The sequence below is a fragment of the Aquirufa sp. TARAVU-A1A genome, from assembly GCF_054558675.1.
Map to the genome: position 1 here is coordinate 117,568 of NZ_JBPXKP010000003.1, position 25,920 is coordinate 143,487.

Consider the following 25,920-nt stretch of genomic DNA (forward strand, 5'->3'; position numbering starts at 1 on the left):
GTCCAATTGGACGACCTTTTTTAATTTATTCTACATCTTCTTCGACCAGTCGGTCAAAATCTGCTTGCGTCTGCGGAATATCGATGGAGCTTTCTACTTGTTTGGCTACATCCTTATTTTCTTCTTGTAAAGTTTCCCAAAGTAAATCTTTCAACTCTTGAATTCCGGTATTTGTAACGGATGAAATGAATACCAAAGGAAGGTCTTTAGGTAAACTTTCACGCATCTCCTCCTCCATTTCTGGGATGGATAAGTCCATTTTTGAAACAACGAGTACGCGGCGTTTATGCAACAATTCAGGGTTGTATTTTTCAAGTTCCCCTACTAAAATCTTGTATTCATCTCCCCAGTTTTCTGCATCCGAAGGAATCAAAAAGCAAAGGATGGAATTTCGCTCGATATGACGCAAAAAGCGTAAACCAAGTCCTTTTCCTTCCGCAGCACCTTCGATAATTCCAGGAATATCAGCAACGACAAAAGATTTATAATCACGGTAAGCTACCACGCCTAGATTAGGAACCAAGGTCGTGAATGGATAGTCGGCGATTTCAGGCTTCGCAGCTGATAGAACAGAAAGCAAGGTTGATTTACCTGCATTCGGGAATCCAACTAGACCGACATCCGCTAAGACTTTTAATTCCATAATCACCCAACGCTCCAAACCCGCTTCACCCGGTTGGGCATGACGTGGGGATTGATTCGTAGAAGACTTAAAATGGGTATTTCCTAAACCACCCCGACCACCTGGAAGCAACAAAACTTTCTGCCCTTCTTCAGTAACTTCAGCCAGAAATTCATTCGTTTCTGCGTCTTTAACAATTGTTCCTAAAGGCACTTCGATGAAGACATCGTCTCCTTCCATACCTGAACGGCGTCCGCCCTCACCCCCTTTGCCATTGTCGGCAATGATGTGTTTTTGAAATTTCAGGTGAAGTAAAGTCCAGTGCTGACTATTGCCGACAATATAGACATGACCTCCCCGACCACCATCACCTCCGTCTGGACCACCTTTAGGAACGTGTTTTTCTCTTCTAAAGTGAGATGAGCCACTTCCTCCGCGTCCAGAGCGCAGATTAATTTTAACGTAATCAATGAAATTTGATGTCATAATGTAGTCGTTAGTCGCTAGTCGCTAGTCACTAGTCAATCTTTAGTCGGATGCTTTAATCAGTCCGAAGTCAATTAGTCCGGAATCATTTCAAACACCTCTTAACTCTTAGTTCTTAGTTCTTTTCAACAATGGAAACAATTTGAGCGAAAATTTGCTCAATTTCCCCTACCCCATTGATGCCTGTAAATTTACCTTGGTTGGCATAAAAATCAGCTACAGGAGCTGTTTTCTCCGTATATTCTTGAACGCGTTTACGAATTAAATCTTCGTTTTGGTCATCAGGTCTCCCGGAGGTTTTACCTCTTTCTAATAGACGCTGGGTTAACTCTTCTTGTTCAACTTCTAAGGCAATCATTTGAGAAATTTCTACACCATGTTGCGTTAACAAATCATCCAATGCAGCAGCTTGAGCCACAGTACGCGGAAATCCATCAAAGATAAAGCCGGCTGCGGATTTATTTTCGTTCAACTTATTATCGATCATTCCGATAACAACGGCATCAGGAACTAATATTCCTTGATCCATTAATTTTTTGGCCTCTAAACCTAAGGTTGTTCCTGCTGCAATTTCTGCACGCAACAAATCACCTGTAGACAAATGAATCAGTCCATATTTCTCAATCAATTTTGCAGATTGAGTTCCTTTTCCGGCACCTGGAGGGCCAAATAAAACCAAGTTTAACATAATCGAATTATTATAATAAATGCAAAAGACAAAGGTAACGAAAGCTCTGTGATTTACCTATGAACTAAAGGCTAATTACCTGATTATTAAGAAATCATAACCGTTCCGTAAATTTTACAACAATTTCAATAAATAATTACAAAACAACATAGCATGGATTAAAATGTTTTATATATTGCTAACTAACGTCGAAGTAATCTGTATTATAACGACTATCACTCAAACCTAATCTTTTATGAAAAACAATTTCTACGTAAGCAGAGTGGTCTTTCTAATGGCATTCATGCTAACCCTTTCCTGGGTTGCCTTTGGTCAAGACCGAAAAGTTACGGGTAGTATCCAAGATGCCCAAGGCAGCGGTATTCCCGGTGTTTCTGTAGCTGTTAAAGGTTCTACAACCGGAACAACAACAGATGGAAATGGAGCTTTCTCCATTAATGTAAAAAGCGGAAACGCTGAATTAGTCATCACTTCGGTTGGCTATGTTTCCAAAACTGTTGCCGTTGGCAATCGTTCAAGCATCACAGTCAAACTAGATGAGGACGTTAGCCAATTGAGCGAAGTAGTCGTAACAGGTTACTCATCCCAACGTAAGAAAGATATTACGGGGGCGGTATCCGTTGTAGGAGCGAAAGAACTGAATGCGGTTCCTACTGCCTCTGTGACTCAAATGTTACAAGGTCGTGCTTCGGGTGTAACTGTTGGTAACGATAATTCACCAGGTGGTGGAACAATGGTTCGTATTCGTGGATTTGGTTCAATCAATAATAACTCTCCTTTGTATGTTATTGATGGCGTTCCTACGCAAGGTACATTGAACCAGATTAACCCAGCAGACATCGAGTCGATGCAGGTATTGAAAGATGCATCTGCAGCGTCAATTTACGGTGCTCGTGCTGCGAACGGGGTTGTAATCATCACAACAAAACGTGGTGGTGAAGGTGAGCCGAAAATTAATTTCGACATGTACACGGGAACTCAGGATGTTGGCAAAACACTTGATTTGTTGAACACAAAAGAATTAGGTCAATATTACTATGAGTCTGAAATCGGTGCTGGAAAGCCTGCTGGAACATCTCCATCAGCACAATACCGTTTCGGAGCAGATGGTTCTCAAACGATTGCGGATTATATCTATCCAAACGTTTTCGGGGAACTTCCTGCGAACTATACGTATACAAACGATATTGCAGATCCTAACTTAGGGAAAACTGCTTTCAATATCACGAAAGCAAATAAAGAAGGAACAGATTGGCAACGTGCGATTTTTGGCCCGGCTAAAATCTCCAACTATCAATTAGGAGCAACGGGTGGATCAAAAAATGGCAAATATGCTATTTCTGCAAGTTACTTTAATCAAGATGGTATCATGAAATACACGGGATATTCTCGTTATTCGGTTCGTGCTAACACAGAATTCAAGAAAGGTAAATTAACTTTTGGCGAAAACTTCACAGTTACCTATGATGAGAGAATTGGTGTTCCATCAGGTAATAACAACGAATCGAATCCTATTTCATTTGCGATTCGTGTTCAACCAATCATTCCAATCTTTGATATCACGGGTGGTCCACGTGGCTTAGGCGGAACGAATACATCTGATTTAAATGGATTCGCAGGTTCTAGAGGATCTAACTTAGGTAATGCGCCAAACCCATTAGCTCGTCAATGGAGAGAGAAAGATAACCCGATCAAAGGTTCTCACATTTTTGGTAACGTATTTACTGAAATCGAATTGATTAAAGATTTAAAAGCTCGTACAAGTTTAGGTTTTGAATACAACAACTTTAACCAGTCTGTGTATTTGAACCGTGATATTGAAGCAGCTGAGCCTCGTTCTTCGAACAGCTTAACGGTTTCAAATAGCTACGACCGTACGGTAACTTGGTTTAATACGTTGAATTACAACAAAACCATCGGTGATCATACTGTGAACGTTTTAGTAGGTACTGAATCTGTTTCAACCTATGGATTTGGTTTCAATGCGGCACGTTCAAACTTCGCATTTGATGATTTATCTTATCGTTATTTGAACAACGGATCAGCGGCAGGTTTATCGAATGCTGGATCAGGTGCTACTATTACAGCCTTATTCTCACAATTTGGAAAAGTGAACTATGCTTACAAGGATTTATTGCTAGCCGACTTTACTTTACGTCGTGATGGTTCATCACGTTTCTCACCAGATTATCGTTATGGTATCTTCCCTGCGTTCTCTTTGGGAGCTCGTTTAACAGAACTAGCTTTCATGAAAGACTTAACATTCGTTAATGAATTAAAAGTACGTGGTGGTTGGGGTAAAACGGGTAACCAATTAATTCCAAACGTATATAATGCATATACATTGTATACTCCAGATCCTAATAACAATGCATATGACATCTCTGGTTCAGGAAACTCAATCGCAACTGGTTTTGACATTGCTCAGTTCGGAAATACATCAGGTCGTTGGGAGACAAATACCTCTACGAACATCGGGGTTGACGCTAGTTTCTGGAATAACAAATTAGACGTAAACTTAGACTGGTACACACGTACAACTTCAGACATGTTAACGCAAGTACCTATTCCAAAAACAGCGGGTACAGCAACGATTCCTTTTGTAAATATTGGTGAAGTAAACAATACTGGTATTGACATCAATGTAACGTATCGCGATCAAATTGGTGATTTACGCTATAGCATCACAGGTCAATATAGCCAATACAAAAACAATGTGGTTAAATTGAACGATGACCCGAATGCAACCGTATTTGGATTCTCTACGCGTCTTCCAGCCATCTCAGTAACGAAGGCAGGTTTACCAATCGCTAGTTTCTATGGTTATATCATTGATGGTGTAATCAAAGACGATGCAGAAGCAGCAGCGGCTCCTAAATTTGGATCTTATACGCGTGCTGGTGTATTCAAATTCCGTGATGTAAATGGCGATGGTGTGATCACTGCTGCTGATAAAACAATTATTGGTAATCCTCATCCAGATTTCACGTATGGTATCAACTTGAATCTTGGTTACAAAAACTGGGATTTAACGGTATTTGCGCAAGGTGTTCAAGGTAATGAATTGTTCAACTACCAAAAATATTGGACTGACTTCAACACGTTCCAAGGTAACCGTTCAAAAGACATGTTGTATAACTCTTGGAAGAAACAAGGTGACGTAGCTTTATTACCTCGCTTGAATTCACAAGATGGTACAAGTCAGCAAATTTCTTCTTACTTCGTAGAAGACGGATCTTACATGCGCATCAAGAATATTCAATTAACCTACACGGTTCCTAAAGTATTCTTAAGCAAAATCAAATTGAGCTCTTTACAAGTGTATGTTCAAGGTCAAAACTTGTTCACATTTACGAAATACAAAGGCTTAGATCCAGATGTCAACTTGAGAACTTCAGGTAACGATAACCAAGATATCCACATGGGTATTGATGAAGGTGCATTCCCTGTTGCTAAATCATACAATGTTGGTTTAAGAGTAGGATTTTAATTAGATATATCATTTGAAAATAAATCAGATATAAAATGAAAAAGTTAATCATAATCGCTTCATTAGTCGCGACAGTAGGTGTCAACTTTTCTTGTTCAGATAGTTTCTTCGCAATTGAACCACAAGGTGCCGCGTCGTTGACTTCATTGAGTAATAAGAATGGTGTAAACGCCTTATTAATTGGAGCCTACTCCTTGATGGATGGTGTAGGTGCTGGAAATACAGGACGTCAGTCTACGATTTCAAATTACGTTTTTGGCGGTATTACTTCTGGTGATGCTGTGAAAGGAACGGATATTGGTGACCAGCCAGAGCAAGAGTACATTGAGCAATTCAACTGGCTTTCGGATAACACATATTTCTTAGGAAAATGGCAACATTCTTATGATGGAGTTGCTCGTGCAAACGAAGCATTGATGTTGGCAAAAAGTGCTGATGTAAAGGATATGACGGATGCAGAAAAAACACAAGTTGTTGCAGAAGCTCGTTTTTTACGTGGACACTTCCATTTTGAAGCAAAGAAAATGTGGAACATGGTTCCTTACATTGATGAGAACATCTACAAGCGTGATGATCCAAATTCAACGAAAGTTCCGAATGATAAAGACATTTGGGCTAACATTGAGGCGGATTTCAAATTTGCAGCAGATAACCTTCCAGCTACACAAGCTCAAAAAGGTCGTGCAACAAAATGGGCTGCAAAGACGTATTTAGCAAAAGCTTTACTTTTCCAAAAGAAATACCAAGCAGCTAAAGATTTGTTATTGGATGTCTACAACAATTCAGGCAAAAAATTAATGCCGAATTACCATGACAACTACCGTAACATCACAAACAACAATGCAGAATCTATTTTCGAAGTGGAATTTTCTGTGAATGATGGTTCAACGGGTAACAATGGTAACGTAGGGGATAACTTGAACTGGCCATATTCAGCCAACTCACCAGGTCGTGGATGTTGCGGATTTTATTTGCCTTCACATAATTTAGTGAATGCATTTAAAACAGATGCTGATGGTTTGCCAATGATTGGCGCAAAAGCGGATGGTACTGCTGATACATACAATGCAGTGGATGTACCTAATGATCAAGGCTTAAAATCTGACCAAGCTTTCACATTGAAGAAAGATGTACCTGTAGATCCTCGTTTAGATTGGACAGTTGGCCGTCGTGGCGTAAACTTCTTAGATTGGGGTCAAATGCCAGGTTTCTCTTGGATTCGTAACCAAAGTTATTCAGGACCATTCATCGGTAAAAAATGGATGTATTACCTAGCTGACGAAGGTAGCTCAACGCACTCAACAAACAAGCGTGCTGTTAACAATAACTACCGCTTGTTGAAATTATCTTCTGTTATCTTGTGGTTGGCAGAGTGCGAGGTTGAATTGGGCAACTTAGGTGAAGCAGAAAAATATGTAAACTTGATTCGAAACCGCGCGAAAACTGGTTCCGTGCAAGATGCATCCGTTAATTATGTAGTCAATCCTTACCCAACTGGTACATTTGCAGCTAAAGGAAAAGAATTTGCACAAAATGCCGTTCGCATGGAAAATCGCTTAGAGTTTGCCATGGAAGGTCACCGTTTCTTCGACTTAGTTCGTTGGGGCATTGCTGAACCTTACTTGAACAAATACTTGAAAGAAGAATCCGTTAATGGTACGGATGCTGCAGGTAGAACCTACAACAAGCGTGGATACTTGGTAGGAAAATCATTCAAAGCAGGAAGAAATGAATATTTCCCATTGCCAAACGATGAAATCCTAAATTCACAAAAAGCAGGTGCTGCTACCTTGAAGCAAAATCCTGGATATTAATTTGTTTTTTTTTGTTCAAAAGTCAGGACTTCGGTCCTGACTTTTTTTTATTTAATCTCGTCAAGAATTAACCTATATTTGAAAAAAATATACCCCTATGCTAGCTGAACAATTTGAACAAATCATTCAAAAAAGAAGATCAAATCGTCTCTTCGACGAAAATATTCCCGTAGACGATTCCGTTATTCAGCGTAGTTTAGAACGTGCCATATTATCGCCCAATAGTAGCAATATGCAATTATGGGAATTTCATTGGATTCAAAGTCCAGAAAAGAAAGCTGAATTCCATGCGCTATGTTTAGGGCAATCAGCAGCTAAAAATCCTGCTCACTTAGTTGTTTTCGTTACACGTCAAGACCATTGGAAACAACATGCTCAGTGGAATTTAGATCAAATCAAAAATGCATTAAAAGGCAATGAACCTGGTAAAAGGGAGAAAAGAGGATTGCAATATTATGGCCAACTGATGCCTTTGCTTTACCGACAAGATATTTTTGGAATATTCACACTCATCCGGAAATCTATGTGTTTTTTCATGGGTATCCGTAAACCATTTATGCGATTTGGTGGAAAAGCAGACCAACGCGTCATGGTGCATAAATCATGTGCTTTAGCCGCACAAACATTCATGTTATCAATTGCCGCTGAGGGTTTTGATACGTGTCCTATGGAAGGATTCGATGCCGTTCGAGTTAAAAAAGCGTTGAATTTACCTTCTGGGGCAGAAATCAATATGATTATTTCCGTGGGTAAAGGTACGCAAGATGGAGTTTGGGGTGAACGTTTCCGATTACCTTATGACGAAGTTGTTATCAAACACTAAAGACAATCTACATCGGGAATCACTTGAACCCCTTTGAAAACGGGTTTACTAGGCAATTCATCTAGGACCAAGCGAAGATCCACTTTAAATTGGGCTAAGGATACTCCTTTTTCCAATTTGATTAGAATTTCCATGACGAATTGATTCCTAACACGTTCAATTAAGGGACGCTCCGGACCCAAAATCCGTCCATGACCATATTTAGCCTTTAACATCGAGCCTAATTCAAATGCAGCTTTCTCCACTTGATTGGATTCCATGTGACGTAGCGTCAACTTGATTAAGCGAACAAAGGGAGGATAATGATATCCCTCCCGTTCTACAATTTCATCCGCATACAAGGCAGCATAATCACCTGATTGAATGTATTGAAATAAGCGGTGACTAGGTTGATTCGTTTGAATAAATACCTGGCCTTGCTCATCTCGCCGACCAGCTCTTCCAGCCACCTGCGTGATTAATTGAAACGCACGCTCATGTGCTCTGAAATCAGGGAAGTTGATGATTCTATCCGCGTCAAAAATGGCCACGGTAGAAAGTCCTTCAAAATCGAGCCCTTTGGCCACCATTTGGGTCCCGACTAATATATCAATATTCCCCGACTGAATCTCAGCCAATAAACTGTTAAAAGCCGTTTTGGAGCGTGTGGTGTCTAAGTCCATCCGACCGATTCGCGCATCAGGAATAAGCAACTGAAGCTCTTCTTCTAACTTTTCGGTCCCATAGCCCATCGTTTTTAGATTCGTACCCCCACATGCTCCACAGCGACGTAATAAACCCTCGCGATAGCCACAATAATGACAGCGCAATTCTTGATCTTTAGCATGATAGGTCAAACTCACATCACATTGATTACACTCAGCAATCCAATCGCAATCCTGACATTGAATATAAGGGGAATAGCCTCTGCGATTTTGGAATAAAAGGCTTTGTTTTCCTTTCTGAAAATTCTCATCCAACATCGTGACCAAATCCACCGAAAATCCGCCCTTCATCTGCTTCATTTTGGTGGCGTATTTGGTATCAATCAAAGTCATTTCTGGTAGGGAAGCCTTCCCAAAACGTTCCATCAAACTCACTAAACCATATTTCCCCTGCTTAGCTTGATAATACGATTCGATGGAAGGAGTTGCGGAGCCCAAGAGCACCTTCGCTTTTTGTTGGCCCGCTAATACCATCGCAACATCACGCGCATGGTAGCGCGGGGCTGGATCAACCTGTTTAAATGAAGATTCGTGTTCCTCATCCACAATGATCAGACCCAAGTGAGAAAATGGCAAGAAAACCGCTGAACGAACCCCCACCACAAAAGGATATTTTCCTTCCACGATTGATTTCCAGACCTCCACCCGCTCATTATCGGAGAATTTCGAATGGTAAATCCCCACCTGCTCTCCAAATATTTTCTTTAATCGAGCTACAATTTGAGTCGTTAAAGCAATCTCAGGCAATAGATATAGCACCTGATCGCCATTGGCCAAGGCTTCTTGTATTAATCGTATATATATTTCCGTTTTACCACTCCCTGTGATACCATGCAATAACACAGTCTCTTTTTCTTGAAACTGCTGGAGAATCGACTGATACGCCTTCTCTTGGGGTCCACTCAAATCAAAACTCGCGGGAACAAAATCATCGGAATCAGTCCCAAATCGAGAAACGATGGTCTCAAAGGATTCAAAAATTCCATGTTTTATGAGTGTTTGCAAAGCACTTTCCGACAAGCCTGCTTGGGTGAAACTCGATTTCTCCAGCCCACGCAGGTTCGATTCCGCTTCACGCATGACCGGGATAAACTGTAAGTAATGCAAAAGAACACTGATTTGCTTAGTCTTGGATTCTAATTCACCTATCAGCGTCGTAATAGCATCTTTATTCGCATAATTTTGAACGAGTCTAATTCGCCGCTGAACCTTTGGCGTATATCGGTCTTTCAATTCATCAAAAATCAAAATCGCCCCTTTACCCACCATTGCTTTGATGTGATGATAGGGACTTTTTACTTCGGCGACCCGCGCTACTTCATCGTAGGAAAGGGACCCTTTTTCTTGAATCGCTTGATAGATGACAGTTTCTTTATCCGTCAATTCTTCCATTGCTTGAAACTCTGGATGAATTTGTACTTTCGATTGACTGGATATCTTAAGTCCTGCCGGCAACGCCACTTGGAATACCTCACCTGGGTAGCACATGTAGTAATTAGCCACCCATTGAAACAAAGCGATTTGAGAAGCCGTCACCAAAGGGGATTCGTCGAGAATCTCCAAGATATATTTCGCTTGGTATTGTTTCGGCGGCTGGTGATGAACACTGACAATAACAGCGGTCAATACTTTAGTGCTCCCAAAAGGAACAACGATGCGGAGGCCCGCCTCAACCCAGGTAGCCCATTGTCGGGGCACCCGATAAGTAAAATAGCGAGGAATGGGCAAAGGGAGAAGTGCATCAACAAAAACTGTTGATTCTTCTGACTCAAAAAGCACTTTGGATTCCCCCATAATAAGCTACAAATAAACAGAAAGTTCAGGAACTGAACAAGTCGTTATTTCCAAGATAGCGTTTGAATTAAATGCAAGGCATCCTGCTTCAGAAACCGGATAATTGGGGCTAAAGAATCGTTTTGGGTCGCTGTTTTTACATAGATTGCTCCACGTAAAAAATGTTTTGTGCTATCCGTAGTAAAAAACTGCAAGGACGTTGCCACTTCCCCATTCAATTCAATCAATCCTGCTTTTCTACCATCTGAGGTTGTCATGACATAATCATGAATCCCGGCAGCCTTTCCTTGATGCTTATATGCTAATGCAAATGCATCGTTAATCAGCGCCTTCATTTTTTGCTTATCGCCTCCCAGTGGTTTGTAAGTGATTTGAATAAATGCATCCCAGCGCGGATAGTACAAATAAATCCAATGGGGTTCGGCCTTAAAGACTTCTCTTTTATTACCAATGGTAACGGTATCAGGTATTACCTTGGCGAACTTGGAAACTTCAAATTGATAAGGATGGCCAGCCTCCAAAGAAACGTATTGGGCCTTCGGAAGATCGATGCGATTGTAACCCTTTGGTCGGGGAACATCACCCGTCTGCTTTTGCTCACAAGCGAGCAATGCACATACAATCCCCATCAAGTATAGATATTTCATCATAACTATTGAGGTAAATCTACCCCATGGTAGTCCAGCAAAGGCTGTTGGATTTTTTGAAACACTTGCTCACGTAAAACCGGTAAATCTTCTTGAGTTAATCCTTGTGTTTCAATGGGTGCATGTATCCGCACCCGGATGATTCCTGGCCTTAAAGCAAAGTTCTCATCATCTAACAATTGATAATTATTCAAAAACGTTATGGGCAAAATGGGAACTTGTTGCTGAATTGCCATTGCGAATGCGCCATCCTTTAAGGGCGTAGACATGAATGGAAACGTTTTGGACGTAATTCCTCCTTCGGGGAAAATAATGATACTACGTTTTGATTGTAAAGCTCTGATTGATTTTGCGAGCGTTGCCGTTCTACTCTTTCGGTCGCTCCGATCGACCAAAATATTCAGACGAGCATATAAATAGCCAAATAATGGCACCTTCTGAATCGAACTCTTCCCTACAAATGAAAAATAATTAGGCAGAATTTTAACAAATGCAGGAATATCTAAATAGGAAAAATGGTTCGCACAAAAAACATAGACCTGCTTGGGATCTAATTTCTGTTCAGAGATAACTTCAAAACGTAAGAAGCCAAATGCAAAAAATAAGCGAGACCAAATTCGAACTAATTTGTGCGCATATCGCTTCGTATCCTTATGCTGCAAGCAAATTACCATAAATGGATAAAGAGCAAGAAACCAGCCAATAAACCAAAAACCGGTCCATACAGAGTATAGACCGATTAGCGGATTTGATAAATAAGGATTTTTTTTCTTCATGGGTAAACCCTGAAATTTATTCTACGATACCCAATTGAACCGTATTGGTTTTCTTTGTAGTATGCGCAGGGATGGAAAGCGTTGTTACGAAAACGTCGCCTACCGATAATAATTGTTCTTTTTTCAAGCGATCAACCATGCCTTGAACTGTTTTCTCAGCACTTTCTGATGCAGCATCATAATAGAATACTTTCACACCCCATAACAAGCCCATCGTTGACATCAACTGCTTATTGTTCGTAAATACGTACAAATCAGCTTTGGGACGGTGTGCAGATAATTTAAATGCAGTTTGACCCGAGTTCGTAATGCAAAGGATTGCTTTGGCTTTCGAGTCACGTGCTAAACGACATGCTCCCGAGATCAAGCGATCTGTTAACGTTACATTAGGCGTGTTTGCTAATGCGTGATTCTTAAAATAAATCGCTGCTTCATCTCCACGAACGATTTCAATCGCATTCTGTTGTTGTTCTACAACCTCATGAATGTGAGCCATTGTCTCAACGGCTTTAATTGGATAAGCACCCGAAGCAGATTCGCCAGACAACATCGTCGCTGATGCACCTTGCAATACCGCATTCGCAACGTCAGATGTCTCCGCACGTGTAGGAACTGGGTTTGTGATCATGGACTCCAACATCTGTGTAGCCACAATAACAGGCTTACCAGCTGCCGTACATTTCTCAACCATTACTTTTTGAAGATAAGGAACAACAGCACCGTCCATTTCCACACCTAGGTCACCACGCGCAACCATGATTGCATCCGTAGCCTCAATGATTTCATCTAAATTATCGATCGCCTCTGGCTTTTCAATCTTAGCAATAACTTTCGCCGTTTTGCCATAAGCTTTGATTTTATCTTTGATATCCCAAATATCAGATGCCTTGCGAACAAATGACAATGCGATCCAATCAACACCATGATCTAAACCAAAATATAAATCAGCCGTATCTTTTTCAGTCAAACATGGCAATGAAACCTTCGTTCCAGGAAGGTTAATACCTTTCTTCGACTTTAAAATTCCCCCATAAACAACTTCCGTTACAACTTCTTTTTTCTCTTTATCTATCGAAAGGACTTTAACTTCTAAGTTACCATCATCCATCAAAATACGCTCACCTACGTTAACGTCTAAGTACATGGAAGTATATGTCGTTCCAACCTTTTCAGATGTTCCCAAAAGGTTTTCATCCATCGCAAAGATCAATTGCTTTCCAGCCTCTAAAGGCACACCATTGTTCTCCACTAATTGTGTACGAATTTTGGGACCTTGTAAGTCTTGTAATACAGTTAGATTCAAACCTAACTCATCGCTGATCGAACGAATCGTTTCCAAACGTGCCAAATGATCCGCATGTGTTCCATGAGAAAAATTTAGACGGAAGATATTCACTCCTGCTTGAGCTAATTGGATTAAAGCTTCTCTTGTTTCAGATGCTGGGCCTACTGTGGCAACAATTTTTGTTTTGCGTTGGTACGACATAGATTAGTTTAGTCAAATTACTCTGCAATTTACATTTAAGTCGGCAAAAAATGGAATTAAATCAAGATAATAAACCCGATTTTTTGTAAAAATTTAAGAATTCAATGCCATACCACTCCTTGTATCTAATTTTTTATCCGTTTTATCCTATGCAATTATGGGCATAAAAAAAGGAGCTCGTTTGAGCTCCTTTCAATTATAATTCGTAGGACTAGTTTTCCCACATATCATGCTCCATTTCAAGTAACTTATACTCGAGCAATTGCGACATCATCAAACCTTCTTTTTCTCCCCCATATAGGTCAGTCAAGAATTTATTCTCTACGTTGCCTTTTTTGATGATACGAGCTTGAAACATGCGTAAATCAAACGCATCTGCCATGTTCTTATGTTGCATTTCATTTTCCGAGTTATACCAAATGCAATTTGGATTCGAACGGAACAATTTATATAAATCCTTGTAACGGAATGAAGCAACAGGCTTATCAAAACCAGCTTTTGTTTTAGAAGCTGGGATAATCAAACTAATTGACTGAATATCAAAATACAAACGAGAACGACGACGATCGATAATCGCATCTTCACGAATTTCTAAAATCGACAATTCCTTCGGAAAGTAGTATGAAACCGCTGCAACAGCTGGCTTTTGCTCGAATGCATCTTTTGCCGGTGCCCCTGCAGGTTTTGCAGCTCCACCCCAACCGTCATCAGTTCCTGCAGTCTTTGGCGCAGCACCCTCAGCACCAAAACCTGCCGCTTTTTCTGCATCAGATAGCGCAGCTTGCTCCGATTGCTCTTCCATTTTCAAGTTATCTTGAAATTGCTCAGGCGTCAATTTCGTCAACAAAGAATCGTTTGCATAAGGAGTTAAAACACCTGCTTTCACCCAGTCCAAAATGAACTTTGAGATCTCATTATTCACCGAGAAAAAAGGTTGATTGATTTTCTCATTCAAATCCATCCGACGCCAAAGACGTGCTTTGTAATGAATGCTAGATTCATCGATAGGACGAACTGAATTTTGATTTGGTGGCAATGGCTTTTCTTGTGCTTGAGCAACATAACCCAAAACAGTCAAGACCAATAACAACAAATACTTATTTACTAATTTCATACGATTCATGTTAATTCAAAGGAATGTTTTTCGCCATGGTAAATGGAATGGTTTCAACAGCTCCTTTAAAATTCTTCCGTTGAACTCCTTTAATTTCAATGTAATAGCGGTCACCTGCTTGCGCCTGTGCAGCTAACTTGGCAATTGAGCCAGAACCTTGCAAGGTAATATCATCAATTTTCCGTTGGCCACGTGCTAAAGCTACATACAATTCCGAAACACGGAAATTAGCATCTTCTGGATTCGTCGACTTAAATGATTCATCCGCTATTGCACGCGCATCAATGCTACGTAATCCCGATGCACTTGCTCCACGCTTCTCATCCAATTCGCCCCCATTTCCAAAAACACGAACTTCAGGTCTTGGGACACGTCGCACACGGAAAGTTTCTTTTCCTAACAAGGTCCCGCCATTCGCAATGTTCAAGGTAACAGTTGCCGCAGAAGGAACAATTGTAACTTTACCCCGATTCTGTCCTCCGATCGCTTCTCCACCATCAGCAGAAAAAGAAGGATTCCACAAAGCTCCCAAACCTGGACTTGCAACACTTAAACGATTCGCACAGCCTAAATAAAGTGCTGGCAATGTCGCCGTTTCAATGTTATAGGTTGGCTTTAATACGAAATATTCTTTCTGAATTGTTTCTGTCTTAGGTCCTAATGGACTCATATAAGAAACTGAAGCGGTGTAAGTCTTCTTCGACAGGCCATTCGCATCGAATCCGCCACCTGAAGTCTTAAATTTGATTTGACCACGGCCATCAATGACCGGAATGGATGATCCATTGAAACTCATACGAGGAGTAAAACCACTCGAAGTTGCCGCAATAAACACTTCAGCTTGGTATTCCATCCCTGCTACTACGGTATTGGCATTCGCAGACACTTGCGCAAATACTTTATCAAACTTAATCTCCTTGGCTCCTACCTTCGCAGCTAATTGCGCTAATACATCACTTTCATAACGGCGAACTTCTGCTTGCTTTTGAGAAATCGTCGCCATCGCAGCCGGCACGGGTGTTTGAGCAAAATTCAATTCAGCAAAATCCTTATTCGCTTGGTTCGCGTCCTTGCTCGCAATCGGATCCGATTTTGCATCATTGGCTAAAGATGGGAATTTTGTACCTGGATCTGCTAATTTCTCCAAATCCTGCACATACTTTGTGAACATAGATTGTAGTTTATAAGCTTCCCCAGATTTATTTGCACCTACCATCAAGGTAAATACTTTTTCCTCTTCTTTTGGGTTTTTGATATTACCTGTTTCAGGGTCAATCCCGCCACCGGCTTCGAGAATTTGTCCCTTCAACGCATCCAAGTGATTCACTAAAGCATCAGCCAAACGACGAACCTCATTCGCGCGTTTTACCACATCCGCATAAGCACCTGGATTAGGTAAATCTTTGATTCGCTCCTCAATTCCCTGAACCATGCCTTTATTTTTGGATGTCGCCGATTGATTGGCGATTTCCAAACTCGAATTCAGAATCGTAAACTTTTGTAATAATGCATCTGATACCTGTAAAGCAAGTAATGCCGTCAGTACTAAATACATCATCCCGATCATTTTCTGCCGGGGTGTTTCTTTTAAACTAGCCATATTATCTAAGCTGTAATAAAATCAATAATTATCCTTTCATAGCAGTCAACATGCTGCCATACACTTGATTTAATGCCTGTATGTTGGCATTCAACTTAGCTAATTCTGCTTTGAATTGCTCTGCATCTTTCGAAGTCGAAGCAATCTGCTCAACCGTTGTATTCACGTTTCCGTAATATCCATTAATTGCTTTCAAATGCTTGCTTGACTCTTGAATTTCAGTCTCATAAATCGCATTCAAGGCAGCTAATTGATCACCAGCCTTCGCATATTGTTGCGCATATTTCGCAGCCTCCGTCGAAGAAATCGAGATAGATCCCAACGAAGCGTTCGCATCAGAAACTGTTTTGTTCAATGAACCTAATGAAGCTGACGATGCATTTAATGATTGCACAAAATCGTTCGCCGCACCTGTCGCCTTCGTAATTTCTTGCAAGCTATTAGCCGTCTCAGTCAAGCCTTTCAAGCTCTTCGTCAAGTTCTCAACCACATCCGCTCCTAAACCTGATTGGTTAGCTAAATTCGCTAAACCATTTCCAGCAGGACGAGGAGTAGCTTCGCCACCTACTAATTCTGGGTAAACATTTTCCCAGTTATATTCTTTTTCCGGTTTCGCTTGAATGTATAACACACCAAACAAAATAAAAATGGCAGCTTCTGTGAACATACCGACCATCAACATCTCATTAGCACCTTCCCAGTGAACAATTTTAAACAATGCGCCAATAATTACCACAGCAGCACCAAAACTCGCCACCACATTGATTGATTTTTCTAATCCTTTCATTTGTTTAATCTTTTATTTCTTTTTGAATTATTTCTTTAAAGCTGGACGTCCTAGGTAACGCATCATCGATCTAAATCCGATATATGAACGCTTCTTGTTTTGCAATTCATATGCACGAGTACCTGTTTCCAAGTAGTAAGCAATATCTTTCCAAGATCCTCCACGAACCACTTTACGCGGCTCATCTGCATCTTTATTCACTGTGTTTAAATCCCAAGTTACTGCAGATGCATTATCCGAATAAGCATCTTCACACCATTCGGCTACGTTTCCTGACATATTATATAAACCAAAATCATTGGGGTCATAAGCATTTGCTGGTGCTGTATACGCATAACCATCCGCATCATAATTACCACGATGAGGCTTGAAGTTGGCCATCAAACATCCTTTCGCATTCGCCACATAAGGATTTCCCCATGGGTATTTAGCAGATGCACGACCACCACGTGCTGCCCATTCCCATTCTGATTCAGATGGCAACTCAAAACGAGGCAAAATGTACATTCCTTGTTTCTTGCGATATTCGTTCATCATTTTTGAACGCCACAAACAGAAATATTTAGCTGCTTCCCAACTAACCCCTACCACAGGATATTGATCAAAAGCTGGACTTGAGAAATAATACTCCAACATCGGATCGCCGTTGTGGTACGTAAAATCGCTCTTCCATACCGTAGTATCCGGGTAGAATTCTGCCATGATTTTATCCTCTCCTAAAACAGAGACTGAGTCTTTCAATAATGAATTGGTGAATTGACGATACTCGTGATTCGTGATTTCCGTATCATCCATATAAAATGCCGCCACCGTCACACGCTTATTAAAGCTGATCCCAGAACGAGACACATCTTCATCAGCCTGACCCATCATGTAACTTCCAGAGGGTACGAGAACCATACCATACGGTGTAGGTTGGCTCCAGCCCTTACGAGAACTTGCAACGATTTCCCCATTTTCAATGCCTGGAGCATCTTTAGCAGACTTACCTAGCTTCAAGCCTCCCTTTTTCGAGGATGATGAACCTTTCGCGCTACTCAGGGTTTTAGAACTACTTGAGCCTCCTTTAGAACCTCCACAACCCGCAAGGACTGCAGTTAAGGCAAGGGCTGACAACATGAGTGTCAAAGGCTTTCCAACAAATTTAAAATTCATAAAGACGAATTATTATATCTTTTTTTTAAACGAGATCAATCTCAAAAAATTGTGTTCAACTTATACAGCATACACAATTAAATCAAATTCCTCAAAATTAAGGGAATTTCTAATAATACATGTACTATATCCCCATTTTTTTGTGACATTTTCAAGATTCCTTAATTAAATCTTGGTGTCTTGATGGGAACAAAACGAGATGAGGTCTGAAAACTAGGCAATACAAATCGCAACATAAGTTCATGAGAAAGATTCGACTTCGTTGCGGAGTTGATGACCGACAAATCAAGCGCGTAGGCAAGATCTAATCGATTATTCAAAATCGACACTCCTGCCATGAACGTTGCCGCATCGTCCCAACGATACCCTCCTCCTACCCATAGCTGTTGTTGGAATGCAACCTTCACCCCACCTTGAGGCAATAAAACACCATTATAATAATTTACTTGCGCAAAGGGGCTCCACTCAAATCGATCAGTAATTGGAAGCGTTGCTTTGACATGCGCATTCGCAGTCAACTCATTCTTCAACATTAAATTGGTGCTACCAAAATCATATGAAGCTTGATTAATATGTGATACACCCATTCCTATTTCGAATACATCACTCGCATACATAAGTCCTGCACTAAAATCAGGAACGGCTTGTGATACTTGCTTTCCAGAAAATTCAACTGCTAATGGGTCATTGATGTCTCGAACACGAAAAACTCGACCGTCGAAAGATTTACTCTGCATTCCAAATCCCAATCCCATTGATAACTGTGCTCCATTAGTCAACGGATGATGATAAGCTACTTGTAAGCGAATAATTTGCTGACCTACTCCGGAGGGTGTTTTATCATTCATCACAATCATTCCCATACCCAAATGTTGAAAATTCAGCGGCAACGATAAGCCTACAATACTCGTACCCAAATTGCCACCTCCATCTTGTGTGGTTTCATACGAGGTCCATTGATTTCGGTATTGGGCTTGCACATAAGCATCCCGACCAGCACCCGCGGCGGAAGGATTAAAATAAAGGGAATTGAGGTGATATAAACTCAAACCTGGGCTTTGTTGTGCAATGACTCCTGAGCTGATGCAGCTAAGTAGAAGTAAGCCCAAAACGTATTTAAATCCCTGCATTGTGATGAATTAGCAAAAGCTGAGCTAAAAATAAACAAAATAAGCTAAGCGGGATAGCATCTAACAAAAAAAAGCTCCATCGCTGGAGCTTTTCTATTATTTGTTGGCCTGCTTGATATAATGTTCCAAGGCTCCGGTCATCGAAGGAGCATTGGGCATCGGCGCCTGAATGTCTAAAATAAGTCCCGCATCATGTACTGCCTGTGCTGTCGTGGGACCAAAAGCTGCCAATCTCGTGTTATTCTGCTTGAAATCAGGGAAATTTTCGAACAAAGAAGTAATTCCCGACGGGCTAAAAAACGCAATTACATCGTAGAACACATTCTCCAGATCCGAAAGATCCGCAGAAACCGTTTCGTACATCACAGCCTCCGTTAATTGAAAATCATTCGTTCCCATGTAATCAGGCAAATCTTTTTGGCGCTTATTTGAGCAAGGAAACATAAATTTCTCTGTCTTGTGCTTTTTAATCACCTCCAATAAATCAAGTGCCGTTTTCGTACCTGTAAAAATCTTACGCTTACGAATAACAATGTATTTATGTAGATAATTAGCCGTTTGCTCCGTAATACAGAAATACTTCATATCAGCCGGAACCTCAATCTTCGCCTCTTTGCAAATGCGGAAAAAATGGTCAATCGCATTACGACTCGTAAATATGATCGCAGTATGCGATAAAATATCAATTTTTTGCTTTCTGAAATCCTTGAAAGAAATCCCTTTCACGTCAATAAACGAACGAAAATCTACCTTAACATTATATTTACGCTCAATCTCTGAATAAGGAGATTTTGCCGCATCTGCTGGCGCAGCTTGGGTAACAAGGATACTTTTTACTTTTTTCAACCGATTCACATCAGGCTGAGCAACATTTGCAACTTCACTCATAATAAAATATTCTAATTAAGCACTTCCGATTGGACTCAAACTGAAAATGCCTGCAAATATACGACAAATTTAATCAAATAATTATCTGCCTTTACATGTATTCGGGAAAAATCAACTCCCTAAGACCAAATACCATAACCTGGCCTTCCATCAAAATCAAATAGGCAAGTAAGGACAATTGATTCACTTGGTATGTCCGCCTGAATACCTGAAAAAAGTAAATGGCACGAATCACAAAATAAGCCGTAATTACGTAAGATATGTAAGTTAAATTCACTGGATACATAGGCCCCATGTATACCGAAAACAAACTCAACAAGCTAAACAAAACAATAAAGAATTGCAGATTCGCTTGAATCGATTTAAAATAATGCGCCTCCGCGATGTGGGGCAAGCGAAACAAGTTCGTAAATAAATGGTAAACAAAGTACCGACTTACAAACAATATGAACCCCAATAAGCTACGCGAAAGAATAAATCCCATGGCCGGCAAAAAGCGTTGCAAATTTTCTTGAGACTCAAAAAAAGCATCATTTGATTGATTCAAAAGTCCATTAAAAAAGGAGAAACAGGCCGTTATTAAACTCAACAAGCAGATGACCAACAAATTGGGAAATGCAAACGCATTCTTTAACAATACCTCTTCTTTAATCTCCCAATGAATCCAATCGGAAAATCGGAAATAGGCGGCAAAGTAACGTGGGAATGCTGCATATAATACACCTAAGAAAAATAAGATTATCAAAAAGGCAGACCCAAAAAATTGATTAAACAAATATGCATTACGCTGCCGTAGATTCATCATGTCAGAGAATGCTGCATTATCTTCCTCCACTTTACGTTCCACCAAGACCGTTTTGGGAAGCCCTGCCATATTAGCTTGATAAAAACTAAGATAAAGCGGAGTCGATTGCGAATATATTTTTTGCAGACTATCGACAGACCAACGATAAAGTTTACCCTTTTCCAGGTGGCTATGGAAGCTTCCTTGGACAAACAACACATAATCGCCATCCAATTCTAAGCGAAGAAAAGTATGTGGAAATTCACTTAATGGGAACGCAAGCGATTTAGACTTAAAATTATAATGCTTTCCTGGAATGTACGGAAGGAAAGATTTCAAGTTAGGCTGATAGACAAGCCATGCCTTATCCAAAGGTTGAACATGCTGCCATTTGTCAGCTTTCAATTTTGGCGAAAGCAATAAGATAAACAACAAAAAAAATCTGCTAATCTTCCACAATGGGAGATGACTAGCAGATTTTGAACTAAAAGGAATCATCCTTATCTAATTATTTTCCAGCTAATGCTTTGATCATTGTTTCGCCGATATCCGCTGGAGAGTAAACTACGTGAATACCACACTCTTGCATGATCTTCATTTTCGCTTCTGCTGTATCATCTGCACCACCAATGATGGCACCAGCATGACCCATACGACGACCTTTCGGTGCTGTTTGGCCTGCGATGAAACCTACAACAGGTTTACGATTTCCGTCTGCTTTGATCCAACGAGCTGCTTCAGCTTCCATGCCTCCACCAATCTCACCAATCATCACGATACCTTCTGTTTCTGGGTCATTCATCAACAATTCAACCGCTTCTTTTGTTGTTGTTCCAATGATTGGATCACCACCAATACCGATTGCCGTTGTTTGACCTAAACCTGCTTTTGTTAATTGATCTACTGCTTCGTAAGTCAAAGTTCCCGACTTCGAAACAATACCCACGCGACCTTTTTGGAAGATAAAGCCTGGCATGATACCCACTTTACATTCGTCAGCCGTCATAACACCTGGGCAGTTTGGCCCGATTAAACGACAGTCATGATTTGCAATATATTCCTTCGCAACAATCATGTCCTTCGTAGGGATACCTTCTGTAATACAAATAATCACTTTGATACCTGCGTCCGCAGCTTCCATGATCGCATCCGCAGCAAATGCAGGCGGAACAAAAATAATCGATGTATCAGCACCTGTTTTTGCGACAGCCTCAGCAACTGTATTAAAAATAGGGCGTTCTAAGTGAGATCCTCCTCCTTTTCCTGGGGTCACCCCTCCTACCACTTGCGTACCATATGCAATCATTTGCTCTGCATGAAAGGTACCTTCAGTTCCTGTAAAACCTTGTACTATAATTTTCGAATTCTTGTTAACTAAAACACTCATTTCGTAGGGGTTAAATAAACGTAGGCGTAAAATTTTTCCAAAGGTACAAATTATTGATAATATTCATCGAAATCCTTTAATCGGATGAAATAAAAATTCGAACAGATTTTTTTATGTAAATTCGAATTCCAAAATATTCGCATGCTCAAACAATTACACATACAGAACTATGCCCTCATTGACTCCGTCAATTTGAGCCTTTCTGATGGCTTGAGCGTCATTACCGGCGAAACAGGTGCCGGAAAATCGATATTACTAGGTGCAATTGCTTTGTTGATGGGTGCTCGTGCCGACGGGAAATCGCTGTACGATCCTGAAAAAAAATGCATCATCGAAGGCAGTTTTTCTTTAGCAAACTATCCACATATTCGAGAACTCTTTGAAGAAGAAGGCTTGGATTTCGAAGATCCTTGCATTATTCGTCGGGAAATTAACCCCCAAGGAAAATCACGCACCTTCGTAAATGACAGTCCAGTGACCTTGGACTCCTTGCGGAAAATCGGCCAAGAATTAATCGATGTACATTCACAGCAAGATACATGGTGGATGTCACATGCAGACTTTAGTCTGGAATTCGTGGACAGTTTTGCCCAAAACCAAGCCCTCAAAAACGAATATTCCCAAGCCTTTCAAGCATTCTCACAAGCACAAGAACGCGTTGAGGACTTAGTCAAACAAGCCGCATCTGGGATGCAAGGGCTTGATTTTATGCAATTCCAATTTCAAGAACTAGAAACGGCCCAATTACAAAGCGATGAATATGAAGGCTTAGAAATTGCGGTAGAAAAAGGTGAAAATGCGGAGCAAATCCACGAAAAATTAGCAGGATTAGCTAATCTATTGAGTTTAGATGAGATATCGATTGGCCAACAAATGCGCATGGCACTACAGCATATGCAGGCATTGAGCAAATGGGATCCCACCTATGAGGCTTGGAAGGCACGTTTGGATAGTATCTGGATCGAACTCAAAGATCTCAGCAATGAGGTAGAGCGTGAAGCGGAGGATTTTCAATCTGATCCAGCGAGCTTACAACGTCAACAGCAGCGTTTGGATTTACTTAATCGACTTTTACAAAAATATCAAGTTGCTGATATTGCATCACTCATTGAATTGCGCAACCAATTGGATGATCAAATTGCGAGCTTCGCTAACATGGATGAATCGATTGCCAAGGCAAAAGATCATTTAGTAAAAGCACAAGATCAGGCAGAAAAAGCCGCAGCTCAACTTAGCAAAAGCAGGAATCAGGTTTTAGATTCGATTGTCTTGCAGCTAACAAATTCGCTGGCTGCTTTGGGCATTCCCAATGCAACATTGGCCTGGGAAAATACGCAACGCGAAATGCGTTCAAACGGAATTGATAAAATCCAATTGCTATTTTCCGCAAATAAAGGCCTAAGTCCAAAACCATTTAAACAAGTTGCATCTGGTGGAGAATTAAGTCGTTTGATGCTTTCGATCAAACATTTATTAGCACAGAAACGCGCACTACCTACCTTAATTTTAGATGAGATTGACACGGGTGTTTCAGGGGAAATTGCGATTAAAATTGGGCAGATGTTGACCCAAATGAGTCAAGGGCACCAGCTCATTGCAATCACCCATTTACCCCAAATTGCCGCAGCCGGTACGACACATTGGTATGTTTACAAAGATCACGCGGGGGAAAAAACGGTTTCAAGTCTGAGAGAATTGAAAGGGGAAGAGCGCGTGGATGAAATCGCCAAGATGATCGGAGGCCAACATGGCTATGTCGAACTAAAAGATAATGTCAGAAAATTAATTCAAGCAAATCATGTTGAATAAGCTATTCATATTTGGAGTCATATTGTGCCTTGTTTCTTGTTCTCAGGCTGAAGAAAAATTAAGCGAGGAATTACAGGAAAAAGTATTGGGCTTACATGATGAGTTGATGCCCAAGACAGAGGAAATTGTTTCGTTACAAGCACAACTGGATAGTCTGTCCACAGGCAAGGATTCTGTTCATGTCAACAAACTGAAAAAGGCATTAGCCAAATCAGATCAAGCCATGATGGATTGGATGCATCAATTTTCAATAGATAGCTTGAGTAAGATGGATGTTAAATCTAAAGTCGAATACTTAGGCAAGCAATACACACAATTAAAGGATTTACAAAAACTCACTGATTCTACCTTACATGCAGCTAAAGCCTATCGCCCTTAATGTTTTATTGGTTTTAAGCTTATTCATAGCAAGTTGCCAAGAAAAGAAAACCTTGCCTTTTTTAGGACCCAAGGATACACATCTTGTTGATGGAAAAGTGGATACAATCTATCATCAAATTCCACCGTTCCGGTTTTTGAATCAAGATTCAACTTGGGTTAGCGAAAAGGATATGGCAGGTAAAATTTACATAGCCGATTTCTTTTTTACGTCCTGCCCAACCATTTGCCCCAAAATGAAAACGCAGTTGTTGCGTATTTATGAACGGTACTCGGCAAATGACCAAATTCGTATACTATCACACAGCATTGACCCAACTTTTGATACACCGAGCGTCTTGAGACAATACGCTGAACGATTACAGGTGAAAGCACCCCGTTGGAATATGTTGACCGGTGACAAAGCTGCCATTTACAAACTGGGAGAAAAATCGTACATGGTAACTGCCCAAGAAGACAAAAACGAAGCCGGTGGTTTTGTGCATAGTGGAGCCTTTATTTTGGTTGATAAAAACCGACATGTTCGCGGTATCTATGACGGCACACAAGAAACAGAAGTCAATCATTTAATTGAAGACATTGAAATCCTTTTACAAGAAAAATAATGAAGTCGATTCTATTTATCAGCCTGGTTGTATTGTTCGCATCTTGCCAAAGCAAAGAGGAAATCATGTACCAACAATACGTCGTGGAAGGAAGGTCTATCTATGAAAAAAACTGCGCGAATTGTCATCAAAGCGATGGAAGCGGATTACGCGATTTATATCCGGCATTAGCCAAAACGGATCTTTGGAAAAGAGTAAATGCACAACAACTCGTTTGCATCATCAAGCAAGGACAAAAAGGCGAAATCAAAGTAAATGGGAAAGCCTATTCGGGATATATGCCAGCAAACACGAAACTAGAAGCGATCGATATGGCCGAACTTGTTACGTTTATGAAAGACAGCTGGGGAGATAAAAAAATCTATACGTTTGATGAGGCAAGAGCTGCCTTAAAAAATTGCCCTTAGTTTGTAGGCAACTCATCCACCGTTAAGACCGAATTACTAACTCGGCGTAAAGAGTACGTGGAAAAATCCTGTGCGGCATCAAAACCCACTCCATGGACGATATCAGTGCGGGTTTTAATCGACACGGGTTTTGTCGTAAAGATCCGTTTTTCATCGGGCAACCAAGTAAACTCATCCGTTTTCATGACCTCCCCTTTCAGCACATTGTTAATGACCACGTGGCCCATTAATTTATAGGAATTGTCGGTACGAAAGAAGTGTGCAGAATCTCCACGAATTTGCGAGCTTACATTTCCCAATTTATCATAAAACCAGAGTTTCATTTCTTTGGGATAAATTCGATCTTCAGTGGGGGATGTTATTTGCTGGTCCGTAATCATATGCACTACTGTCCGACCGGAATCTGAATAGACCATATCAATGCCCAAAAGTTCCGATTTCGGGCCGCGATAGACGCGTTTATCCTCAGCTTGTTCTTTTTGACAAGACCAAATCAATAGAGAAATCACTACCAATAGCAGGAATCTCAAACGACTAAGCATGGGA

The 25,920-nt window shown here is 40.7% G+C and carries 22 protein-coding genes; 7 read left to right on the forward strand and 15 right to left on the reverse strand.

All coding sequences use genetic code 11. The features are described 5' to 3' along the window. Positions 1 to 25 precede the first annotated feature (25 nt). Together obgE and V7S75_RS05000 are read right to left on the reverse strand one after the other, a co-directional pair. Complete coding sequence (obgE, locus tag V7S75_RS04995) at positions 26 to 1,111, reverse strand: GTPase ObgE (protein ID WP_459512330.1); 1,086 nt, start codon at positions 1,109 to 1,111, stop codon at positions 26 to 28. A gap of 112 nt (positions 1,112 to 1,223) precedes the next feature. Further along, on the reverse strand, positions 1,224 to 1,796 hold the full coding sequence (locus tag V7S75_RS05000) for an adenylate kinase (protein ID WP_459511895.1): 573 nt from the start codon (positions 1,794 to 1,796) through the stop codon (positions 1,224 to 1,226). Between the two features lie 235 nt (positions 1,797 to 2,031). Between V7S75_RS05000 and V7S75_RS05005 the strand changes: the two genes are divergently transcribed. From V7S75_RS05005 to V7S75_RS05015, 3 genes are all read left to right on the forward strand, one after another. Beyond that, positions 2,032 to 5,286, forward strand: a complete 3,255-nt coding sequence (locus V7S75_RS05005) for a SusC/RagA family TonB-linked outer membrane protein (RefSeq protein ID WP_459511897.1) — start codon at positions 2,032 to 2,034, stop codon at positions 5,284 to 5,286. 35 nt (positions 5,287 to 5,321) lie between these two features. Beyond that, complete coding sequence (locus V7S75_RS05010) at positions 5,322 to 7,100, forward strand: RagB/SusD family nutrient uptake outer membrane protein (RefSeq protein WP_459511899.1); 1,779 nt, start codon at positions 5,322 to 5,324, stop codon at positions 7,098 to 7,100. Between the two features lie 97 nt (positions 7,101 to 7,197). Beyond that, the gene (locus V7S75_RS05015) at positions 7,198 to 7,923 is read left to right on the forward strand and encodes a nitroreductase family protein (RefSeq protein WP_459511901.1); all 726 of its coding nucleotides are present in this window, start codon (positions 7,198 to 7,200) and stop codon (positions 7,921 to 7,923) included. On the opposite strand, the gene priA is transcribed toward V7S75_RS05015, so the two are convergent. The 12 genes from priA to sucD all read right to left on the reverse strand — a co-directional run bounded on the left by priA (position 7,920) and on the right by sucD (position 22,175). Continuing rightward, positions 7,920 to 10,421 (reverse strand): replication restart helicase PriA, encoded by a 2,502-nt coding sequence (priA, locus tag V7S75_RS05020; RefSeq protein WP_459511902.1) that lies wholly within the window; start codon positions 10,419 to 10,421, stop codon positions 7,920 to 7,922. The two genes, V7S75_RS05015 and priA, sit on opposite strands and share 4 nt — an antisense overlap. A gap of 44 nt (positions 10,422 to 10,465) precedes the next feature. Continuing rightward, entirely contained in the window at positions 10,466 to 11,071 is a 606-nt protein-coding gene (gldD, locus tag V7S75_RS05025) for a gliding motility lipoprotein GldD (RefSeq protein WP_459511905.1), read from the reverse strand. Between the two features lie 2 nt (positions 11,072 to 11,073). Further along, on the reverse strand, positions 11,074 to 11,844 hold the full coding sequence (locus tag V7S75_RS05030; RefSeq protein WP_459511907.1) for a lysophospholipid acyltransferase family protein: 771 nt from the start codon (positions 11,842 to 11,844) through the stop codon (positions 11,074 to 11,076). A gap of 16 nt (positions 11,845 to 11,860) precedes the next feature. Continuing rightward, positions 11,861 to 13,330, reverse strand: a complete 1,470-nt coding sequence (gene pyk, locus V7S75_RS05035; RefSeq protein ID WP_459511908.1) for a pyruvate kinase — start codon at positions 13,328 to 13,330, stop codon at positions 11,861 to 11,863. Positions 13,331 to 13,541: 211 nt separating this feature from the next. Beyond that, the gene (gene porN, locus V7S75_RS05040; RefSeq protein WP_459511910.1) at positions 13,542 to 14,444 is read right to left on the reverse strand and encodes a type IX secretion system ring subunit PorN/GldN; all 903 of its coding nucleotides are present in this window, start codon (positions 14,442 to 14,444) and stop codon (positions 13,542 to 13,544) included. Between the two features lie 10 nt (positions 14,445 to 14,454). After that, positions 14,455 to 16,044, reverse strand: coding sequence for a type IX secretion system motor protein PorM/GldM (gene porM, locus V7S75_RS05045; protein WP_459511912.1), 1,590 nt, complete (start codon positions 16,042 to 16,044; stop codon positions 14,455 to 14,457). 28 nt (positions 16,045 to 16,072) lie between these two features. Next, the gene (porL, locus tag V7S75_RS05050) at positions 16,073 to 16,831 is read right to left on the reverse strand and encodes a type IX secretion system motor protein PorL/GldL (protein WP_459511914.1); all 759 of its coding nucleotides are present in this window, start codon (positions 16,829 to 16,831) and stop codon (positions 16,073 to 16,075) included. A gap of 27 nt (positions 16,832 to 16,858) precedes the next feature. Next, positions 16,859 to 17,986, reverse strand: coding sequence for a T9SS ring complex lipoprotein PorK/GldK (gene porK / locus V7S75_RS05055; RefSeq protein WP_459511915.1), 1,128 nt, complete (start codon positions 17,984 to 17,986; stop codon positions 16,859 to 16,861). 161 nt (positions 17,987 to 18,147) lie between these two features. Continuing rightward, the gene (locus V7S75_RS05060) at positions 18,148 to 19,116 is read right to left on the reverse strand and encodes a PorP/SprF family type IX secretion system membrane protein (protein ID WP_459511917.1); all 969 of its coding nucleotides are present in this window, start codon (positions 19,114 to 19,116) and stop codon (positions 18,148 to 18,150) included. Positions 19,117 to 19,212: 96 nt separating this feature from the next. Beyond that, positions 19,213 to 20,004 (reverse strand): uroporphyrinogen-III synthase, encoded by a 792-nt coding sequence (locus V7S75_RS05065; protein WP_459511919.1) that lies wholly within the window; start codon positions 20,002 to 20,004, stop codon positions 19,213 to 19,215. Between the two features lie 91 nt (positions 20,005 to 20,095). After that, on the reverse strand, positions 20,096 to 21,286 hold the full coding sequence (locus V7S75_RS05070; RefSeq protein WP_459511921.1) for a hypothetical protein: 1,191 nt from the start codon (positions 21,284 to 21,286) through the stop codon (positions 20,096 to 20,098). A 10-nt stretch (positions 21,287 to 21,296) separates the two neighbouring features. Further along, positions 21,297 to 22,175, reverse strand: a complete 879-nt coding sequence (sucD, locus tag V7S75_RS05075; protein ID WP_377975330.1) for a succinate--CoA ligase subunit alpha — start codon at positions 22,173 to 22,175, stop codon at positions 21,297 to 21,299. A 141-nt stretch (positions 22,176 to 22,316) separates the two neighbouring features. Here sucD and recN point away from each other — a divergent pair, with 141 nt between their 5' ends. From recN to V7S75_RS05095, 4 genes are read left to right on the forward strand one after another with little or no spacing between them, the layout of a single operon-like run. Beyond that, the gene (gene recN, locus V7S75_RS05080; protein WP_459511923.1) at positions 22,317 to 23,984 is read left to right on the forward strand and encodes a DNA repair protein RecN; all 1,668 of its coding nucleotides are present in this window, start codon (positions 22,317 to 22,319) and stop codon (positions 23,982 to 23,984) included. Next, the gene (locus V7S75_RS05085; protein ID WP_459511925.1) at positions 23,974 to 24,363 is read left to right on the forward strand and encodes a hypothetical protein; all 390 of its coding nucleotides are present in this window, start codon (positions 23,974 to 23,976) and stop codon (positions 24,361 to 24,363) included. Before recN ends, V7S75_RS05085 begins: the two co-directional genes overlap by 11 nt. Beyond that, on the forward strand, positions 24,338 to 24,967 hold the full coding sequence (locus V7S75_RS05090) for an SCO family protein (RefSeq protein WP_459511926.1): 630 nt from the start codon (positions 24,338 to 24,340) through the stop codon (positions 24,965 to 24,967). The genes V7S75_RS05085 and V7S75_RS05090 overlap by 26 nt, the downstream gene beginning before the upstream one ends. Continuing rightward, positions 24,967 to 25,374 carry a c-type cytochrome gene (locus V7S75_RS05095; protein ID WP_459511928.1) on the forward strand — a complete coding sequence of 136 codons (408 nt, stop codon included), beginning with the start codon at positions 24,967 to 24,969 and terminating at the stop codon, positions 25,372 to 25,374. The genes V7S75_RS05090 and V7S75_RS05095 overlap by 1 nt, the downstream gene beginning before the upstream one ends. Here the strand turns inward: V7S75_RS05095 and lptC are convergent. Next, positions 25,371 to 25,916, reverse strand: coding sequence for an LPS export ABC transporter periplasmic protein LptC (lptC, locus tag V7S75_RS05100; RefSeq protein ID WP_459511929.1), 546 nt, complete (start codon positions 25,914 to 25,916; stop codon positions 25,371 to 25,373). The two genes, V7S75_RS05095 and lptC, sit on opposite strands and share 4 nt — an antisense overlap. Positions 25,917 to 25,920 lie beyond the last annotated feature (4 nt).